At 74.4% G+C, this 18,650-nt stretch carries 10 protein-coding genes; 5 read left to right on the forward strand and 5 right to left on the reverse strand.

The features are described from left to right. Window positions 1-4: 4 nt before the first annotated feature. Window positions 5-1,222 (reverse strand): L-2-hydroxyglutarate oxidase, encoded by a 1,218-nt coding sequence (lhgO, locus tag ACH4LD_RS22290; RefSeq protein ID WP_398054964.1) that lies wholly within the window; start codon window positions 1,220-1,222, stop codon window positions 5-7. Window positions 1,223-1,377: 155 nt separating this feature from the next. Then, on the reverse strand, window positions 1,378-2,802 hold the full coding sequence (locus ACH4LD_RS22295; protein WP_132785036.1) for an MFS transporter: 1,425 nt from the start codon (window positions 2,800-2,802) through the stop codon (window positions 1,378-1,380). Window positions 2,803-3,549: 747 nt separating this feature from the next. Between ACH4LD_RS22295 and ACH4LD_RS22300 the strand changes: the two genes are divergently transcribed. Beyond that, on the forward strand, window positions 3,550-5,625 hold the full coding sequence (locus ACH4LD_RS22300) for an asparagine synthase-related protein (protein WP_398054965.1): 2,076 nt from the start codon (window positions 3,550-3,552) through the stop codon (window positions 5,623-5,625). 244 nt (window positions 5,626-5,869) lie between these two features. Then, complete coding sequence (locus ACH4LD_RS22305) at window positions 5,870-9,211, forward strand: ATP-binding protein (protein ID WP_398054967.1); 3,342 nt, start codon at window positions 5,870-5,872, stop codon at window positions 9,209-9,211. On the opposite strand, the gene ACH4LD_RS22310 is transcribed toward ACH4LD_RS22305, so the two are convergent. Both ACH4LD_RS22310 and ACH4LD_RS22315 read right to left on the reverse strand, forming a co-directional pair. After that, window positions 9,198-11,156, reverse strand: coding sequence for a sigma-70 family RNA polymerase sigma factor (locus tag ACH4LD_RS22310; RefSeq protein ID WP_398054968.1), 1,959 nt, complete (start codon window positions 11,154-11,156; stop codon window positions 9,198-9,200). The genes ACH4LD_RS22305 and ACH4LD_RS22310 overlap by 14 nt on opposite strands. A 419-nt stretch (window positions 11,157-11,575) precedes the next feature. Continuing rightward, window positions 11,576-12,352: a TetR/AcrR family transcriptional regulator gene (locus tag ACH4LD_RS22315; protein WP_398054969.1), complete on the reverse strand. Its 777-nt coding sequence runs from the start codon at window positions 12,350-12,352 to the stop codon at window positions 11,576-11,578. A gap of 376 nt (window positions 12,353-12,728) precedes the next feature. On the opposite strand from ACH4LD_RS22315, the gene ACH4LD_RS22320 reads away from it, so the two are divergent. Together ACH4LD_RS22320 and ACH4LD_RS22325 are read left to right on the forward strand one after the other, a co-directional pair. Then, a complete protein-coding gene (locus ACH4LD_RS22320) occupies window positions 12,729-14,108 on the forward strand; it encodes an NAD(P)/FAD-dependent oxidoreductase (protein ID WP_398054970.1) in 1,380 nt (459 codons plus the stop codon). 132 nt (window positions 14,109-14,240) lie between these two features. Continuing rightward, window positions 14,241-15,893, forward strand: a complete 1,653-nt coding sequence (locus ACH4LD_RS22325) for a SpoIIE family protein phosphatase (protein ID WP_398054971.1) — start codon at window positions 14,241-14,243, stop codon at window positions 15,891-15,893. 351 nt (window positions 15,894-16,244) lie between these two features. Here ACH4LD_RS22325 and ACH4LD_RS22330 read toward each other — a convergent pair whose 3' ends face one another. Next, window positions 16,245-17,522, reverse strand: a complete 1,278-nt coding sequence (locus ACH4LD_RS22330) for an MFS transporter (RefSeq protein ID WP_398054988.1) — start codon at window positions 17,520-17,522, stop codon at window positions 16,245-16,247. Window positions 17,523-17,644: 122 nt separating this feature from the next. Between ACH4LD_RS22330 and ACH4LD_RS22335 the strand changes: the two genes are divergently transcribed. Continuing rightward, a complete protein-coding gene (locus tag ACH4LD_RS22335; RefSeq protein WP_103817250.1) occupies window positions 17,645-18,193 on the forward strand; it encodes a MarR family winged helix-turn-helix transcriptional regulator in 549 nt (182 codons plus the stop codon). Window positions 18,194-18,650: the final 457 nt, after the last annotated feature.

The following is an 18,650-nucleotide window of genomic DNA, read 5'->3' on the forward strand; positions in this document are numbered from 1 at the left end:
GCCGCTACAGCGAGCCGAGCATCGCCAGCGCCCGGCGCCCGATCTCCCGCCCGATCGGCAGCGACGCCGTGGCCGCGGGCGAGGGCGCGTTCAGCACGTGCACCGCCCGCGCCCCCTCCCGGATCAGGAAGTCGTCCACCAGCGTCCCGTCCCGCAGCACCGCCTGCGCCCGCACCCCGGCCGGGGCCCGCACCAGATCCCCGGCCTCCGCCCCGGGCAGCAGTCTTCGCACGGCCTCCAGGAACGCGGCCTTGGACACCGACCGGCGCAGCTCACCGGCGCCGTACCGCCAGTGCCGCCGGGCGATCGCCCAGGACCCCGGCCACGCGACCGTCCCGGCCAGCTCCCGGGGCCGTACGACCCCCCAGTCGTACCCCTCCCGGGCGAGCGCCGGCACCGCGTTGGGCCCGATGTGCACGCCCCCGTCGATCCCGCGGGTCAGGTGCACCCCGAGGAACGGGAACGCCGGGTCCGGCACCGGATACACCAGCCCTCGCACCAGTTCGGGCCGCGCCAGCTCGTAGTACTCCCCGCGGAACGGCACGATCCGCACCTCGGGGTCGTCGCCGGTCAGCCGCGCCACCTCGTCGCAGTACAGCCCGGCGCAGTTCACCAGCACGCGCGCGCGGACGACGTCCCCGGTGGCGGTGAGCACGGCCACGCCCCGCTCCGGCCGCCGGTCCACGCGGACGACCCGGGCGCCGTACCGGATCTCCGCCCCCGAGGCCCGCGCCAGCTCGCCCGCGACGCCCACGAAGTCGCACACCCCGGTCGTACCGACATGTATGGCGGCGAGGCCGCGCACCTCGGGTTCGTACTCGGTGATCTGCGCCGGTCCCAGCTCCCGCACCGGGATGCCGTTCTCCCGGCCGCGCTGCACCAGCGCGTGCAGCCGTGGCAGCTCGTCCCGCTCGGTGGCGACGATCAGCTTGCCGGTGACGGCGTGCGCGATGCCGTACTCGGCGCAGAACTTCACCATCTCGGCGGCGCCCCGCACCGCGTACCGCGCCTTGAGCGAATCCGGCCGGTAGTAGATCCCGCTGTGGATGACCCCGCTGTTGCGCCCCGTCTGGTGCCGGGCTGGCCCCGGCTCCTTCTCCAGCACGATCACGCGCGTACCGGGCGCGGCACGGGTGATCGCATACGCGGTCGACAGCCCGACGATCCCCCCACCGATGACGAGCACATCACAGTCGTACGCCCCGGCCCGCACCTGCACCACCTCCGCCTCCGATAGTGCACTGCGCCACTGACAACGGCTTCAAACGCCGGGGTGCGGCAGCGTGCCCCCAAAGGGCGCGCGGAACTGCGCGAACAACCACAGACCACCCGCGGCCGCACGAGGAAAGGAACGCGGCACCCCCGTGGCCTCCCTCTCTACGCCCCGGCCATCAGCAGGGGCCGGGCCCGCTCCCGCAGCTCCACCACCCGCGGTTCGTCCCCGTACGGCTCCAGCCGGTGCAGGAGGTCCTTCACGTACTCCGTCGTCCGTGCCGACGAGATCCGCCCGGCCACCTCCACGGCCCGCACCCCCTGCTCGCACGCCGCGTCGAGGTTGCCGGACTCCAGCTCGGCGACCGCGGAGACGACCAGCCGCAGCCCGTGCGACCGCACGAACTCCTCCGTCGGCTTCGACAGCGCCTGCTCGGTGAACCTCCGCACCTGACGCGGCGCCTTCAGGTCCCGGTAGCACTCGGCGGCGTCCGCGGCGAACCGGTCGTATCCGTAGAAACCGAGCCAGGACGGGTCGTTGTCACCGGGACGGGACCGTTCCAGCCAGCTCTCCGCCGCCTTCAGTGCCGCGCCGGCCGCCTGCGCGTCTCCCGCGCGCGCGTGTGCCCGTGCCTCGACCAGCCGGAAGAAGCTCATCGTCCGCGCGGTGGCCAGCCCCCGGTTCCGTTCCAGCGCGGCCTGCGCCAGATCGACGCCCTCGTCGCCGAAGCCCCGGTAGGTGGCCTGGAGCGACATGGAGGCGAGGACGTAACCCCCGAGCGGGACGTCCGCCGCCGCGCGCGCGAGCCGCAGCGCCTGGATGTAGTACCGCTGCGCGGCCTCCTGCTGCCCGGTGTCGAAGGCCATCCACCCGGCGAGCCGGGTGAGTTCGGCCGAGGCGCCGAACAGGGCGCGGCCGACCTCGTCGGAGTAGGAGCCGAGCAGCAGCGGGGCCGCCTCCACCCGCAGGCACTCCGGCACCATCGAGGAACGCCAGTCCCCGCCGCCGTACTTGGAGTCCCACCGTCTGGCGTCCTCGGCGGCCTCGCGGAGCTTCTGCACATCGCTGTGGCCGACTTTGATCGGTGCGCCGGACCCCTCGGCGGAGCCCGCCTCCCGCGCGACCGAGCTGTCGGCGGGGGTTATCAGCCAGCGCGAGGCGGGCGTTGCGTATGCGCTGACTGCGAACGACCCGGCGAGCGACTGCCAGATGCCGCCGGAGCCGGCGCGGCGGCCGGCGAGGTCGAGGCGGTACAGCTCCGTCGCGGACCTCACCGCCTGGCCCACGTCCCGCGGGAAGGCGAGGCCCACTTCGGGCGCGGGATCGGCGTCCGCCAGGCCGATCTCGTGGAGCGGCACCGGCCGGCCGAGCTTCTGGCCGATGGCGGCGGCGATGAGGTGCGGCGCCGCACCCTGCGGCACCATGCCCTTCGACACCCAGCGCGCCACGGACGTCTTGTCGTAGCGAAGCGTCAACCCGCGTTGGGCGCCAAGGTCGTTGACGCGGCGGGCGAGTCCCGCGTTGCTGATTCCCGCGAGGGCGAGAACGGCGCCGAGTTTTTCGTTCGGCCCGCGTTGCTCCCTGGACATGCGCCACCCCTCGACACAGACGGCTGCCGCGCTGGCATAACCACGCGGCATTCGTAAACCCAGCGTAGTTCGCCGCATCCCAAGCGTTAAGGGGCATTGTTCCGGTTGGCGGGATTGTGGTCCGTACGGAAGTCCGGGCCCTGTACGCACCGTGCACGGGCTGTCGCCGCGTGCCCCCGCACGTGTGGCCGTGCGCCCGTCCGTGCGCTCTCCTCCGGCCACCCGGGGAGCGGTTCCATGGCTCTTGCGTGGGTCGGCCCGCTGTACTGGATCCAGTGGGCTGGGGGACACCGCCACCTTCATCCCCGCGGGTGGCGGACCGGTCCGGGAGGCGATGCCCGCCTCCCGGACCGTGCGCGCGTGTGGACCGCCGCGCGCTCCGCAGGTCTGTACGGAGCGTGCTCATCTCCGGAGCCCCTCCATTTAATTGGCCGAAAATCGCCCCATGCCCCGTGCGCTCAATTGCCGTTCCGACCATGCAACTTGAGGGCGTGAAGGGCGGTTTGGGGGAGCGCACAGGGGGCGCATTCGCGCCGGACCCGTGCGGTGCCGTTCGGTCGGCACCCGTCCCGCAGACGTCGGCCGGCCGCCAACTCCCCAAGCCCGCCCCGCGTGTTTCCCCCGGCTTCCCTTCGACTTTCCCTCGATCGAAGGCGGTGCCGCCGTCCCGCTCCCGCGCGCCCTTCATGGCAGCATGGGGTCCGGTTCGTACGGTGCACTGTTCGTCCACAGCCGGTGGAGGCGTCGATGCGGTGGTTGGTGGGTTGGAGCAGCACCGCCGCGGGCGCCGCCGGGATCGGAACCGCCGGTGCCGTCGGATACGACGGCGAGACCCTGCACCCGGTCGGCTCCCAGCTCCTGTGGGGCGACCTGGACCCGCTGTGGGCCGTCGGCGACTGGCGCCCGGACGAGGTGCGCGTGGTGCACGCCGACGCACAGAACCGGATCGCCGTCCTCGGCATCTGCGGTGCCACCGACGAGGAGCTCAGGCGCGGCCTGTTCACCGCGCGCGGGGGCGCGGTGCGCCATTTGACCACCTGGCCCGGCAGTTACACGGCCGTCGTCCAGGCCGGCCGCCGCATCACCGTCTGCGGCGATCTCGCGGGCGCCCGGCCGGTGTTCTACACCCCCTGGGCCGGCGGCACCGCCTACGCCACCGCCGCGCTGCCCCTCGCCGACCTCGTCGAGGCCAACCTCGACTTCACCCACCTCGCCGCCCTGCTCGCCGCCCCGGACGTCCCGGCCGCGCTGCGCGACAGCACCCCCTACGACGGCGTACGGCGCATTCCGCCGGGGCACGCGCTGGTGCTGCGCGCCGGGGCGAGGGAGGTCGCCGGGTACGAGCCGGTCGCCTCCCTCGCCGTGGCCGCGCCCCCGGCCGACCCCGGCCGCGCCGTGGACGCCGTCCGGGACGCGCTCGTGGAGGCCGTCCGCACCCGGCTGTCGGCACCCCGGCACGTGCCCGACCTCGATCCCGGGCCGGTGCCCGGCATGGGACCGGCCGAGCGCCGGGCCGCGCGCGGGATGCCGGTCCCCGGCATCGGCGCCGACCTGTCCGGCGGCCCCGCCTCCGGCACGCTCGCGCTGCTGGCCGCCGGGCTGCCCGGCAGACCCGGCACGCTCCTCGGCCACGGCACGGGCGCGGGCGAACGGCTCCTGGCCGTCACGTTCAACGATCTGGCCGTCACCGGCCGCGAGGCCGAACTGGAACGCGCCGGTGCCCTCGCGGCCAATCCCCGGTTGCACCACGTCGTGGTCACCGGCGACGAGGAGACCCTGCCGTACGCCGACCTCGACGGCCCGCTGACCGACGAACCCGGCCCCTCCCTGGTCCAGGCGGCCCGGCACCGCGCGCGGCTCGCCGCCGGCAGCGCCGACCACTTCACCGGCCACGGCGCCCGCCAGGTCCTGGACGCCCACCCCGCCCGCCTCGCCGACCTGCTGGTGGACCGCAAACGGCGCCACCTGGTCCGGCCGGTGGCCGCGCTCGCCCGCGCGGACGGCTCCGTGATGGTCCCCGCGCGCGTGTACGGCGCGGCCCGGCGCCTCGCCCGCACCCCCTACCGGGCGGGCCTGGAGGTGCTGGCCGAGCGGCTGATGCGGCGCCGCTTCGACGAGCCCAAGGGGGCGGTGGGCGCCTCCCTCGCCGCTCTGGCCTGGGCGAGACCCGGGCCCGCCGCCCGGTGGCTGACGGGAGAGGCGCTGGCTGAAGTATCGGTTCTGCTCCAGGCGGAGGCGGACCGCTCCGCGACCGGCGCACAGCGCCCCGGCGACTACCGCGCGCGTGCGGCACTCGCCCGGCACGCCGCCGACCTCCGCGTCCTGGAGCAGGCCGCGGAGATCCGCTCCCAGCGGCTGCACGCGCCGTTCCTCGACAACCAGGTCGTGCGCGCCTGCCGTGACCTGCCCGAGGCCCTGCGCGTCCAGCCCGGCGCCCGCGCCGCCATCCTGCGTACGGTCCTGGAGGGCGCCGGCGTCACCGACCTCCCGCCCGGCTGGGGCGCGCCCTCCCACGCCTCCTCGGCGGCGGCCGCGCGCGCGGGGCTGCGCGCGGCCACCGACCCCCTCCTGGACCTCTTCTCCACGCCACTGCTCGCCGACGCGGGCCTGGTCGAGGCCCGAGTCGTCCGCAAGGCGCTGCGCTCGGCCGCGGCGGGCGAGGCCCTTCCCCTGGACGGCCTGGCCGACCTCGTCTCCCTCGAACTCTGGCTCCGCCGCCTCCTCTCCCGCCGCGGCACCTGCTGGACGGGCACCCCGACCCGCTCCCGCGCGGTCCCTTCGGGGATCCAGCCGAGGCGCAGCGCGCTTACGCCGGGGGCGTGAGCGGTCGGGGCGCGAGCGGTGGGGTGACTCGGCTCGGCGTGCGTCTGCGGGTCCGTGGGGGCTGATCGCGCAGTTCCCCGCGCCCCTGGGGAGTTGTCCTGCCCTAGGCTGCACAGTGCCGGCGGGTGAGCCGGCCCCGGCCGGCCGCAGTGCCGGGCATTGTGCCAAGCACCGGTCCCGAAACCCCCGTGCCCCCATCCCGCACCCCCGCCACAATGACCAGGTGCGGTACAGAATCCTGGGCGTGACCCAAGCGACGGACGACCAGGGCACCCCCGTACCCATCGGCGGCCGGCGCCTCCGCACCCTTCTCGCCGCCCTCGCCCTGCGCCCCGGCCGGACCACGGCCCCCGGCACCCTCGTCGAGGAGATCTGGGCGGACGACCCGCCCCAGGACGCCCCCGCCGCCCTCCAGGCCCTCGTCGGCCGTCTGCGCCGTGCCCTCGGCCGGCACGCCATCGCCTCCACCCCGGGCGGCTACCGTCTCGAAGCGGCCGAGGACGACGTGGACCTGCACGTCTTCGAACGCCTCGCCCACACCGGCACCCAGGCCCTCACCGCCGGCGACCCGGCCACCGCCCACCGCACCCTCACCCGGGGCCTGGCCCTCTGGTACGGCCCGGCCCTCGCCGACCTCCCCGACCGCACCGCCGCCGCCCGCCCCGAGGCCCTGCGCCTGGAGGCGACCCGCGCCCGCGCCGCCGCTGCCCTGGCCCTCGGCCGCGCCCGGGAGGCCGTACCGGAGCTGCGGGAACTGACCACTGCCCACCCGTACGACGAGTCCCTGCACGCCCTCCTCATCCGCGCCCTGCGGGACACGGGCCGCCCGGCCGACGCCCTCGCCGCCTACGAGTCCGCCCGCCGCACCCTCGCCGACTCCCTCGGCACCGACCCGGGCCCGGAACTCCGGTCCCTGCACACCTCGTTGCTGAGACAGCAGTCACCAGACGGCCCGGAACCTCCGGCGCACCCCGCACACCCCGCACACCCCGCGCCCCCGCAGCCCCCCGAGCGCACCGGCAATCTCCGTCCCCGCCTGACCTCCTTCGTCGGGCGGGAACCAGAGCTCAAGGCCATTCGTTCCGACGTGCACAGGGCCCGCCTGGTCACGCTCACCGGACCGGGCGGCTCGGGAAAGACCCGTCTCGCCGAGGAGGCCGCCGCACCGCACCCCTCGGCCTGGCTGGTCGAGCTCGCCCCGCTCGACCGGCCGGAGGCGGTGCCCGGCGCGGTGGTCAGCGCGCTCGGTCTGCGCGAGACCGTGCTGCTGACCAACGAGCTGGCGACCCCGCAGGCCGACCCCACGGCCCTGCTGATCGAGTACTGCGCACCGCGCAGCCACCTCCTGATCCTCGACAACTGCGAACACGTCATCGGCGCGGCAGCCGCCCTCGCCGAGACCCTCCTCACCCACTGCCCGGGGCTCACCATCCTCGCGACCAGCCGTGAACCCCTGGGCGTCCCCGGTGAGTCGGTGCGCCCGGTCGAGCCCCTCGTCCCGGAGCAGGCGCACCGCCTCTTCGCCGAGCGCGCGAAGGCCGTCCGTCCCGACGCCGACGCGGTGCTCGGTGACACCGAGGCCGTGGCGGAGATCTGCCGCCGTCTGGACGGGCTGCCGCTGGCCATCGAGCTGGCGGCGGCCCGGCTCCGGCTGCTGACCCCGCGCCAGATCGCCGACCGCCTGGACGACCGCTTCCGCCTGCTCACCTCCGGAAGCCGCACGGTCCTGCCCCGCCAGCAGACCCTGCGCGCGGTCGTCGACTGGTCCTGGGAGCTGCTGGACGAGCGGGAGCGGACGGTCCTGTGCGAGGTGTCGGTGTTCGCCGGCGGCTGGGACCTCGCTGCGGCCGAGGCCGTGTGCACCGGCCCGGCAGCGGACCTGATCGGCGCGCTGGTCGACAAGTCCCTGGTGGTCGCCGCCCCGCACGACCCGGAGGGCACCGGTTCCGGGACGGGCGCCGGCATGCGGTACCGCATGCTGGAGACCATCCACGAGTACGCCACCGAGCGCGCCGCCGAGGTCCCCGGGCTGCGCGCGGCGGCCGAGCGACGCCACCGCGCGTGGGTGCGGGCCCTGGTGGAGGAGGCGGAGCCGCGGCTGCGGTCGGCGGCCCAGCTGCCCTGGATAGCCCGTCTGGAGACCGAGCTGGACAACATCCGCGCGGCCCTGGACCGCGCGGTCCGCGCGGGAGACGAGGCGGAGGCGGGCGCGATCGTCCTGGCCACCGGCTGGTTCTGGTGGCTGCGCAACCACCGCCAGGAGGCGGTGGCCTGGGTGCGACAGGTGCTCCGCCTGGGCATCGCCCTGGACACCCTGCCCGCCGGCACGCCGGCCGAGGAGGTGAGGGCACGGACAGAGACCGCCGACCCGGTGGGCGCCCTCCTCGCCGCCCCCGACGGCGAGGCCGGGCATCCGCTGCGCGAGCTGCGGATGGACCTGCGCATGCTGGACCTGTTCCTGACCGCCGAGACGGGCACGGAGAACCTCGTGGCCGACGAACGGGCCCGGGAGTACCTCGCGCGCGTGCGGGCGGCCTACGAACGCGGCGGACCGCAGGCCGCCCGGCTCCCGGGCATCATCTGGCCGCTGACCTCCTACTACCTGGGCGGTCCCACGGACATCCGCCCGCAGATGACGGAGTGCGTCGCCAACTGCCGCCGCTACGGCGGCGAGTGGGAACTCGGGGTCGCCCTGATGTACCGCGCTCATGTGACCGTCGACTCCCCGGGCAATCTGCGGGGCGTAGACGAGGACCTGGCCGAGCTGCGGACGCTCAGCCGGCGCGTCGGTGACCGCTGGATGCGGGCGCAGGTGTGCAGCGCGGCCGGCGAGGCGGCCATGGCCCGGGGCAGGTACGACGAGGCGCGCGGCGAGTACGAGGAAGCGCTGCGACTCGCCTACGAGGTGGGCGCCCACGCCGAGGCCCCCTTCCTGATCGCCCGGCTCGCCGAGATCGCCTACCGCTCCGGCGACCGGGAGGCCGCGCTGGCCGCGCTGGACGAGGCGGGAACGGCCGCCGACCGGTACGCGGTACCCGAGTCCCGTGCCTTCGTGCTGCTCCTGCGCGCCCACATCGCCCTGCACGACCACCAGCACGCGCGCGCCCGCGAGCTGTACGAGGCGACCCGCGCGGTGATCCGGGACGGCACCCCGCCCCCGCAGTTCGTGGCGGCCCAGCGGATGGTCGAGGCGCTGCTCGCGGCCGACGAGTCGGGACCCGCGCACGGGCTGCCGATCATGTCGGAGGCCCTGCGGGAGGCCGTGGACCACCAGTGCGCCGAGTCGATCACGGCCGGTCTGGTGGACGTGGCGGCCGGTCTGCTGGCCCGGCTCGGCGATCTGCCGGGCGCGCTGCGGCTGTTCGCGGCGGCGGACCACTGGCGTGACGGACTCGACCGGCCCGAGCCGGAGCGCGGCGAGGCCGCCCGGGTGCGCGCCGAGGCCCGCGCGGCCCTCCCGGCCGACCGCTGTGCCGCCGAGTGCGCCCGGGGTGCCTCCATGGGCGTGGCGGACGTCCTGCGCGAACTGGACGCCGCGGCGGCGGCCGGCGCGCGACCCCGGGGCGGCCCGGCTACCGGCAGGTGAGCCGGGACTCCGCCCAGTCCGCGAGCGCCGCCCGGTCGAAGGCGTTGCTGTGCGGTTCCACCACGAGCCGTACGGTCCTGTGCCCGGTGAGGTCGACATGGACGGGGACGGCCGGGTCGCGGCCCTTGACCATGCCGGACCGCCACAGCCGGACCCCGTCGGCGTAGACGGAGAAGGAGACCTTGCCGAGGCCGAGCGTCATGTCGTCCACGCCGGCCAGCGCGTCGTACGCGGTGCACTGCCGGTTGAGGGCGATGGTGACGGAGGAGTCACCACGGACGGTGACCCCGCGCGCGTACCGCTCACCGCCGACGTACAGGCCGTACCGCTGCCACACCCAGCTGCTCTCGCCGAGCGCGATCTCGGGCCGGGTGCCGTCGCCGACGACGTCGAAACGCAGCTCGCTCAGCTGGTAGACGGTGGGCGCCGGCGGTGGAGCGGGCGTCGGGGTCGGCTTGGGTTCCGGCTTCGGCGCGGGGCTCGGTGTCGGCGTGGAGGGGGGTGTCGGCGTCGGGGTGGGCTCGGGGGCCGGCGTCACCGGCGTCACCGGGGGTGCCGGGGTGGGCGTGTGGGCGCCGGCGCTGGTGGGCGTCGGCGCCGGTCCGGGAGCGAGGACGACGGGCTTCGGCGGTGGCTTGCGCGCGGGCGGTGCGGGCGCGGGCGGTGCGGGTGCGGGCGTCCCGGGCCGTACGACCGGCGCGGACACGGACGGGGAGGGGGCCGGCGCCGGCCGGGCGACCTCCTTCGCCGGACTGCTGTCGTGTACCAGGGCCAGCGCGACCGCGGCGGCGGCCACCGCGACCACACCGGCCGCGATGCCGGCCTTCACCGGCGCCCCGAATCCCTCGGAGGCCGCGGCCCCGCCCGCGCCGCCGGACGAGCCACCGGCCACGGCGGCGGCCGCCCCGGCCCCCGCGCCGCCGGCCACGATCCCGAGGGCCTTGGCGTACCCGGCGGCCCCGAACCAGCCGATCACCGCGACCGGGACGACGGCGGGGATACCGCTGGCGACCTCTTCGATCTGCGCGGCCGCCAGCCGGCACTTGGCGCACTCCTCCAGGTGCTTGCGCAGGCCCCGCTCGGCGCGGACGCGCAGCTTGCGGCGGGCGTAGCCGCCGAGCTGGTCGGCGTAGCGGGCGCACTCCTCGTCGTGGGCGAGGGCGGCGCTGACGTGGGCCTGGAGGTACGCCTGCTTCAGCCCCTCGCGCGCGCGGCTCGCGAGCACCCGGGTGCCGTTGGCGTCCAGCCCGAACAGGACGGCCACCTCGCTCGGGGACTCGTCCTCCACCTCGGTGTGCCACAGCACGGCCTGCCAGCGCTCGGGCAGCGAACGGAAGGCCCGCATGGCCATGGACTGCTCGGCCTCGTGCAGGGCGCGGACGTCGGCCCCGAGACCGAGGCCCGCTCCGGAGGAGCCGATGAACGCGGTGTCCTCGGAGGCCTCCGGGATCCGGGCGGCCTGCTGGGCGAAGACGGCGAAGTCGTCGACGAGTTGCTCCCGCCGGGCGGACCTGGTCCAGTGGGCGGCGACACGGCGGACGGAGGTCAGCAGATAGGCCCGTACGGCGTGTTCCGGCCCGGAACCGCCCCGCACCGCTTGCAGCATCCGCGCGAACACCTCGGCGGTGAGGTCGTCGGCGGTGTGCCCGTCCCGGCAGCAGGTGCGGGCATAGCGCCGTACCGCGTCGGCGTGCCGTCGGTACAGCTCCTCGTAGGCGGAGTCGTCACCACCGCGCATCCGCCCGATCAGCTCGGAGTCGGCGGGCGGCATCCCCCGGGGCGGCGGCAGCGCGCTTCCCTCACGCTGGGCCGGCACGCTCCCGTCCGGGGCCCCGCCGGAGGAAGCCGGCCGCCCGCCCTGGTGCGGCACCTGGGGTGAGGTCAGCCCCCGAGTCTCCGCGTCCCCGTCGTCACCGCGCGCCCCGTCCCACCCGTCAACGCCCATCGCGGACAGCCCCCGACCCCGGCTCAGCCCAACCCGTCGGCCTCAGCCTGCCACACCGGAACTCCCCGGGAGCCCCCGCGCACACCCCATCCACTCATCCGAGCGCACTTGCCCCCAGATCCCCCGAACACCCGTCGAACGCCCGGCCCTTGACGCCGACGCGAGGGGCACCCGACGGAGAAAGGAGAAGGGGGCGCGGTGCGGAGGGAGGGAAGAGGCGCGGGCTCCCGTGGGTGCGCCCAACCGCCGCCCCACGCCCCACCGCAGTCACCGACGGCTCATCGGCCGTACGGCGGCGACTCACAGCCGTCGACGGCGCATCCGCCCCAGAGGGGCCCCCGGCACCACCCGACCGCGACAGTCGTACGGGTGGCACCGGGGGAAAACGGAACGCCCCGGCGGGCGAAACCGAGGTCCGCCTACGGCCGGGACCGCAGCCCCTCCAGCAGGATGTCCAGCAGCCGGGCCGACGCCGCCGCCTGCTGCGCCGCATCCGGCAACGACGGCGCCGCCGTGGCGATCACCAACAGCACGTCACCCACGGACACGTCCGTCCGCAGCTCACCCGCCGACCGGGCCCGGTCCACCAACTGCCCGACCACATCCAGCAGTGCCCCGGCCCCGGCGTCATCGGCCACCGCGGCCTCCTGCGCCACGAGCCGCAGCTCGGCACTCCCCGGCTGCACCCGCTGCTGCGGCACCCGAGCCTCTGCGGCGAGGCCGGCGGGCCCACCGGCCTCGCCGGAATCACCGGAACCGGCGGAGCCGACCCGCAGCACCTGCGGCGGCAGCAACCGCCCGGCCCCGGACGCCACGGAGGTCCGCAGGAACCGCGACAGCGCCGACCACGGCTCGTCCTCCTGCCCGAGGGCCGCCCGGGCCTGCTCGGTCAGCCGCGCCGTCTCCTCCTCGGCGATCCGCCGGACCAGCACGTCCTTGCTGGGAAAGCGCCGGTACACGGTGCCGACCCCGACCCGGGCCCGCCGCGCCACATCTTCCATCGGCGCGCCGTACCCCAGCTCGCCGAACACCTCACGTGCCGCACGCAGCACGTGCTCCAGGTTGCGCTGTGCGTCCACCCGCAGCGGGGTCGTCCGCGCCGTGTCCGCGCGTCCGCTGCCCACCGCCGCGCTCATCGCCTTGCCGCCGGGCGCGACGGCTGCTGCCGATGCCCAGTGAGTGTCCTGAACATGCATGTGTTTCCCCCGGTAATGACGTCTCCCCCCGGAGACTCCCCGCCACTGAACGCGAGGCGCGCGGAACTGGCTTCGGTCCCGACCGGATCCGCCCGTTGCGGAACCGTTCGACCACATTCCCTACACCCCGTCGACACACGAACATAGTTGAGAGGAAGTCAATTCAGAAGGGGCAGGTTCCGTACAGTGCGCCCCTCGATCGGAGTACGGGGTGTATACATCCCGATTCCGGCCCTTCGCACCCTGTCACCCGCCCCCGCTGACCTGCCCCCTTTCGTCCCGCGCGGACGCCATGGCCGGCCGTGCGCACACCCGGCCGCCGGTCACACAAATTGTCGGGGCTGTGGACAAACACCAGCGCCGGGTGCGTCATGGGATGGTGAAGGAACGTGCGCGCATTCTGGTTGTCGGCGGCGGCTACGTCGGGATGTACACGGCCCTGCGCCTCCAGCGGAAGCTGAAGGCCGAGCTGAGGAGGGGTGAGGTCGACATCACCGTCGTCACCCCCGATCCCTACATGACCTACCAGCCGTTCCTCCCCGAGGCCGCCGCGGGCTCGATCTCCCCGCGCCACGTCGTCGTACCTCTGCGCCGCGTCCTGGACCACTGCCACGTCGTCATCGGCGAGGTCACCTCGATCGACCACGCCGTACGCACCGCCGCCGTCACCACCCTCGCCACCGCCGAGGAGGGCAGGACCGCCGAACTCCTCGGCTACGACGAACTCGTGCTCGCCCCCGGCTCGGTCTCCCGCGCCCTGCCCATCCCCGGCCTCGCCGAGTACGGCATCGGCTTCAAGACCGTCGAGGAGGCCATCGGTCTGCGCAACCACGTCATCGAGCAGATGGACATCGCCTCCTCCACGCGCGACCCGGCCGTCCGCGACGCCGCCCTCACCTTCGTGTTCGTCGGCGGCGGCTACGCGGGCGTCGAGGCCCTCGGCGAGCTGGAGGACATGGCCCGCTACACCGCGCGCTACTACCACAACCTCCGCCCCGAGGACATGAAGTGGATCCTCGTGGAGGCCACCGACCGCATCCTCCCGGAGGTCGGCCCGGAGATGGGCCGCTACACCGTCACCCAGCTGCGCCGCCGCAACATCCAGGTGCTGCTGGACACCCGCCTGGAGTCCTGCGCCGACCGCGTCGCCGTCCTCAGCGACGGCCAGCGCTTCCCGACCCGTACGGTCGTGTGGACGGCCGGCGTCAAACCGCACCCGCTGATCGCCGCCACCGACCTGCCGCGCACCGACCGCGGCCGGCTCCGCTGCACCGCCCAGCTCACCGTCGAGGGCACCGATCACGCCTGGGCCGCCGGCGACGCCGCCGCCGTACCCGACGTCACGGCCGCCGAACCCGGCACCGAGACCGCCCCCAACGCGCAGCACGCGGTCCGCCAGGCCAAGGTCCTCGGCGACAACATCGTCCACTCCCTGCGCGGCGAGCCCCTGGAGACGTACGCGCACACGTACGTCGGCTCGGTCGCCTCCCTCGGCCTGCACAAGGGCGTCGCGCAGGTCTACGGACGCAAGCTGAAGGGCTACCCTGCGTGGTTCATGCACCGCGTGTACCACCTCAGCAGGGTGCCCACCGTCAACCGCAAGGCCCGGGTGCTCGCCGAATGGACCCTCGCGGGACTCTTCAAACGGGAGATCGTCTCGCTCGGTTCGCTCGAACATCCGCGAGCGGAGTTCGAACTCGCGGCCGGTGGAAATCCTCCTCACAGCCCCTCCGACGACCCGAAGGGGTCGTCCTGACCGGACCCGGGAACTCCACGGCCCGCCCCGGCGTCTGACGGTTGTCGCCCGCCGCGGCCCGCTCCCTGCCAGACTGCCCTACGACGTCGGACGGGCACCCGCCCGCCCTAGCACCCACGAGGCTTTCCCCAAGTGAACTTCACGCGCTGGAGCGCCCGGCTCCCCGGAACGCAGCGCCGCGCCGCCGCGCGGACCGAGACGGCGGTCTCCCCGGACCGGCGGGGGGAAGGCTCCGTGCCCGCGGCCCGCGCCGAACGGCCCGCCGACGGCACAGCCCCGGTACCCGCCGTCGACGAACTGCCCGCGCGTGAGGTCCTGGACCGCGTCCCGGCCCTCGTCGCCCTCGTCCACGGCCCCGACCACCGCCTCGCCTACGTCAACGACGCCTACACGACGGCCTTCGGCGCCCGCGCCACCGGCGCCGCCGCCCGCGAGGCCCTGCCCGAACTCGCCGAACTGGGCCTGCTCCCGCTGCTCGACCAGGTGCTGCGCAGCGGCAAGCCCCGCACGCTGAAGTCCCGCAAGGCCGTCGACGGCCGCTCGTACACCTTCACCTGCACCCCCGTCACCGAGGACGGCGACCGCGACGCCGGCGTGCTCGTCTTCGCCACGGACGTCACCGACCACGCCGAGGCCGCCGAACGGCTGCGCGCCAGCGAGCGCCGCCAGCGCGAGACGGCCGTCACCCTCCAGCGCTCCCTGCTCCCGCAGGAACTGGAACAGCCCGACGACCTGCGCATCGCCGCCACCTACCAGCCCGGCGGCACCGAGGCCGCGGTCGGCGGCGACTGGTACGACGTGATCACCCTCGGCGGCGGCCGGACCGCCCTCGTCATCGGCGACGTCATGGGCCGCGGGGTGCGGGCCGCCGCCGTCATGGGTCAGCTCCGCACGGCCGTCCGCGCCTACGCCCGCCTCGACCTGCCGCCGCACGAGGTCCTGCAACTCCTCGACGGCCTTGCCGCCGAGATCGACGCCAACCAGATCGCCACCTGTGTCTACGCCGTCCACGACCCGAACGAGGGGCGCCTGGTGTACGCGTCCGCCGGCCACCTGCCGATCCTGGTCCGCGACGAGAACGGCACGGTCTCCCGCACCGACGAACCCACCGGCCCGCCGCTCGGCACCGGCGGCTGGATGCACTCCTCCGGCTCCATCGCCCTCGGCCCCGGCTCCACGGCCGTCCTCTACACAGACGGCCTGGTCGAGCGCCGGGACGCCGACCTGGACGAGGGCATCGCCGCGCTCGAAGGCGCCCTCGCCGGCGCGACCGGCAGCCCCCAGGTCGTCTGCGACCGCCTGGTCCGCTCGGCAGGCGTCACCGCCGACCACGACGACGACGTCGCCGTCCTCGTCCTCCAGCACCCCGCGCGGACCGGCCCTGACGGCGACCTCTTCCGCAACGCGGCCCTCGAACTCCTCGGCGGCGTCGAAGCGGCCCCGCGCGCGCGTGCCTTCGCCTCCGGCGTCCTCACCAGCTGGCGCTTCCCCGCCGAACTGCACGACCTCGGCGTCCTCGCCACCAGCGAGCTGGTCGCCAACAGCCTCCAGCACGGCACCCCGCCCATGCGGCTGCGCCTGCGCCGCACCGACCGCCGCCTCATCGTGGAGGTCACCGACGGCGACGACCACCTGCCGAGGCGCCGCCGCGCCGAGCCCGGCGACGAGTCGGGCCGGGGCATCGCCATCGTCGCGACGATCGCCTCCAACTGGGGCTGCCGCCGCACCCCCGGCGGCGGTAAGGCGGTGTGGTGCGAGTTCGCCCTGCCGAAGGCAAAGCACTGACCGGCCGCCGGACCCGTCGGCGCGGCACGGCAGACGAGTCCGGCGCACCGAGCGACGCGCCCGAGGCGTCCCCGACGAGGTCGGCTGCCGTCAGGGCACCCGGCCCTTCCCGACCCCGACGTCCCTCGCCCCCGGCTCCCCTCGCACGCCAGTCCTGTTTCCGGTGGCGAGCCGGCCGTCACCCGGGCGGCCGGACCGGGTCCGCGACCCGCTCGCCGGGCGGGGCACGCCGACGGAACGGTGACGGCTCCCTTCACGGCCGTCCCGCTCGCGGCCACCCGCCGACCGACACGCCCGGCGCACACGACGACGGCCGCCACCCGGAGGTGACGGCCGTGACACACCGCGGGCTCACGCCTCCGCGGGCACCGGTCCCGTGGACGCCCCGCCCCGGGTGACCACCCGGGTCCCGCGCGCCAGCCAGGGCCGGTCCTGTACGGCGGAGAGCCGCCGCCCAAGCCGCAGCGCCAGGACGGTGATCCCCAGCGAGAACAGCAGGAAGGTCACGATGTACGGCCCGTGCAGCGAGGCCCCGAGCGGACCGCCCACCGCCGGACCGACGGCCAGCGCCAGCTGCTTGACCAGCGCGAACGCCGAGTTGTACTGCCCGGCCATGCCCTCCGGTGCCAGATCGGCGACCAGCGGCGCGACCGTCGGCGACAGCATCGCCTCGCCCAGTCCGAACAACGCGTACGTCGACACGAACGCGGCCGTGGCCATCTCCTGGCTGCCGTGCCCCAGCCCCGCGTACCCGGCGGCCAGCCAGGCCACGGCCCAGATCAGCCCCACCGCGGCGATGACCCGGGACCGCCGGCGCCGCTCCACGAACCTCAGCACGGCGAACTGGGCGACCACGATCATCAGTGTGTTCGCGGCCAGCGCCGTACCCAGAGCGGACGTGGATATCCCGGCCGCCTCCACGCCGTACGCGCTCAACCCCGACTCGAACTGCCCGTAGCAGGCGAAGAAGATCACGAAGCCCAGCACGGACAACTGCACCATCGCCCGGTTCCCGAGCAGCTGCTTCCAGCTCCCCTTCGCCGACCCCGCCGGAGCGCCCGCCAGACGCGGCGAACGCGGCATCCGCACGGTCGCCAGCACACCGACCAGCAGCAGGAACATCGCCGCCTCGATCGCGAACAGCAGCGTGAACGACGACACGCGCGTCGTGTCGACCAGGTGACCGCCGATGAGGCCGCCGACGCCCAGCCCCAGGTTCTGCAGGAAGAACTGCATCGCGAACGCACGCGAGCGCGTGTCCGCCGAGGAGCAGTCCACGATCATCGTCGCCAGCGCCGGCTGCATGACGGCCTGCCCGGCCCCGAGCGCCGCGGCGGACAGCAGCACACTCGCGGCACTGCCCGCCAGACCGAGGCTCAGCGCGCCCACAGCGGCGGTCACCAGGGCGGCGAGCAGGACCGGCAGCGGGCCGCGCCGCACGATCGCCCGGCCGGCGAACGGCAGCACGATCAGCGCGGCCACGGCGAAGACGGCGAGCACGAGGCCCGCCGTCATGGCTCCCAGGCCCCGCACCTGCGCCACATAGACGTACAGGTAGGGGACGGTGAAGCCCAGTCCGAACGCGCTGAGTGCGTTGCCCGCGTGGATCCGGCGCATCGCTGCGCCCATCGCCCTGGTCACGTTCACCTCTCTCACTAGTTAGACCTGAAGACTTCGAAGCTAAACTTCGAAGCTAAAGAGTACATGGTCAAGGACTTCAAAGCAAAGGACTCCCGTGGGATACTGCGTCCATGGCCGACACCCCCGGCGTCACAGAGCCGACGCTCGAAGAACAGATCGCCGCCTACCAGCGCGAGTTCCAGGACCTGGACCCCCAGGTCGAGAAGATCGTGTCGGCGCTGTCCCGGCTGAACCGCCGGATGAACGTCGCCTACGGCCGCCAGACCTCGGCCCTCGGCATCAGCAACGCCGAGTGGGAGGTCCTCAAGGCACTGGTCCTCTCCGGCGCCCCCTACCGCATGGGCCCCAGCGAGCTGGCCAAGCGGCTCGGCCTCACCCCGGCCGCCATGACCCACCGGATCGACCGCATGGTCACCGAGGGACTGGTCACCCGGGAGCGCGACGAGTCCAACCGCGTCCGCGTCATCGTGGAGCTGACCCCCGAGGGCCGCGAGAAGTGGCTGGAGGCGATGCGCCTGGCGACGGTCTTCGAGGAGGACCTGCTCCAGGACCTCACTCCCGCGGAGCGCGCGGTGCTCGGCGAGGTCCTGACCCGACTGCTGCGCCGGGTCGAGCACGCGCAGCCGGACGCCGGCGGCCGGCTCAGCGACCTGGACTGAAGCCCTCGGAAAAGATCTTGACAGAGGGTGTTGACACGCCCCTGCGCGATCCGTAAAGTTCTTCGGGTTGCCGCGGAGCCGTAACGGTTCTTCGGTAGCACCTCAGCCGCCCCGAGCGGCACCCCTCACACCTTCAGCACGATCCCTCCTCCGGGTTGATTTCGGCGCGCCCGAATTCAATTCGAATAGGGACTCGGCGGCCCGATTGGGAATCGCCGGGCGGATCCGCTAAGGTTTGAGACGTCGGAACGGCCCAACGGCCGGGAGGACAGCCCCCGCTGACTGGGGATCAGACACCGAAAGGATCTGATAGAGTCGGAACCGCCGGAAAGGGAAACGCGAGAGCGGGAACCTGGAAAGCGCCGAGGAAATCGGATCGCGAAACGGTCTGATAGAGTCGGAAACGCAAGACCGAAGGGAAGCGCCCGGAGGAAAGCCCGAGAGGGTGAGTACAAAG

The sequence above is a fragment of the Streptomyces sp. NPDC017676 genome (assembly GCF_044329325.1).
Taxonomy (GTDB): Bacteria; Actinomycetota; Actinomycetes; order Streptomycetales; family Streptomycetaceae; genus Streptomyces.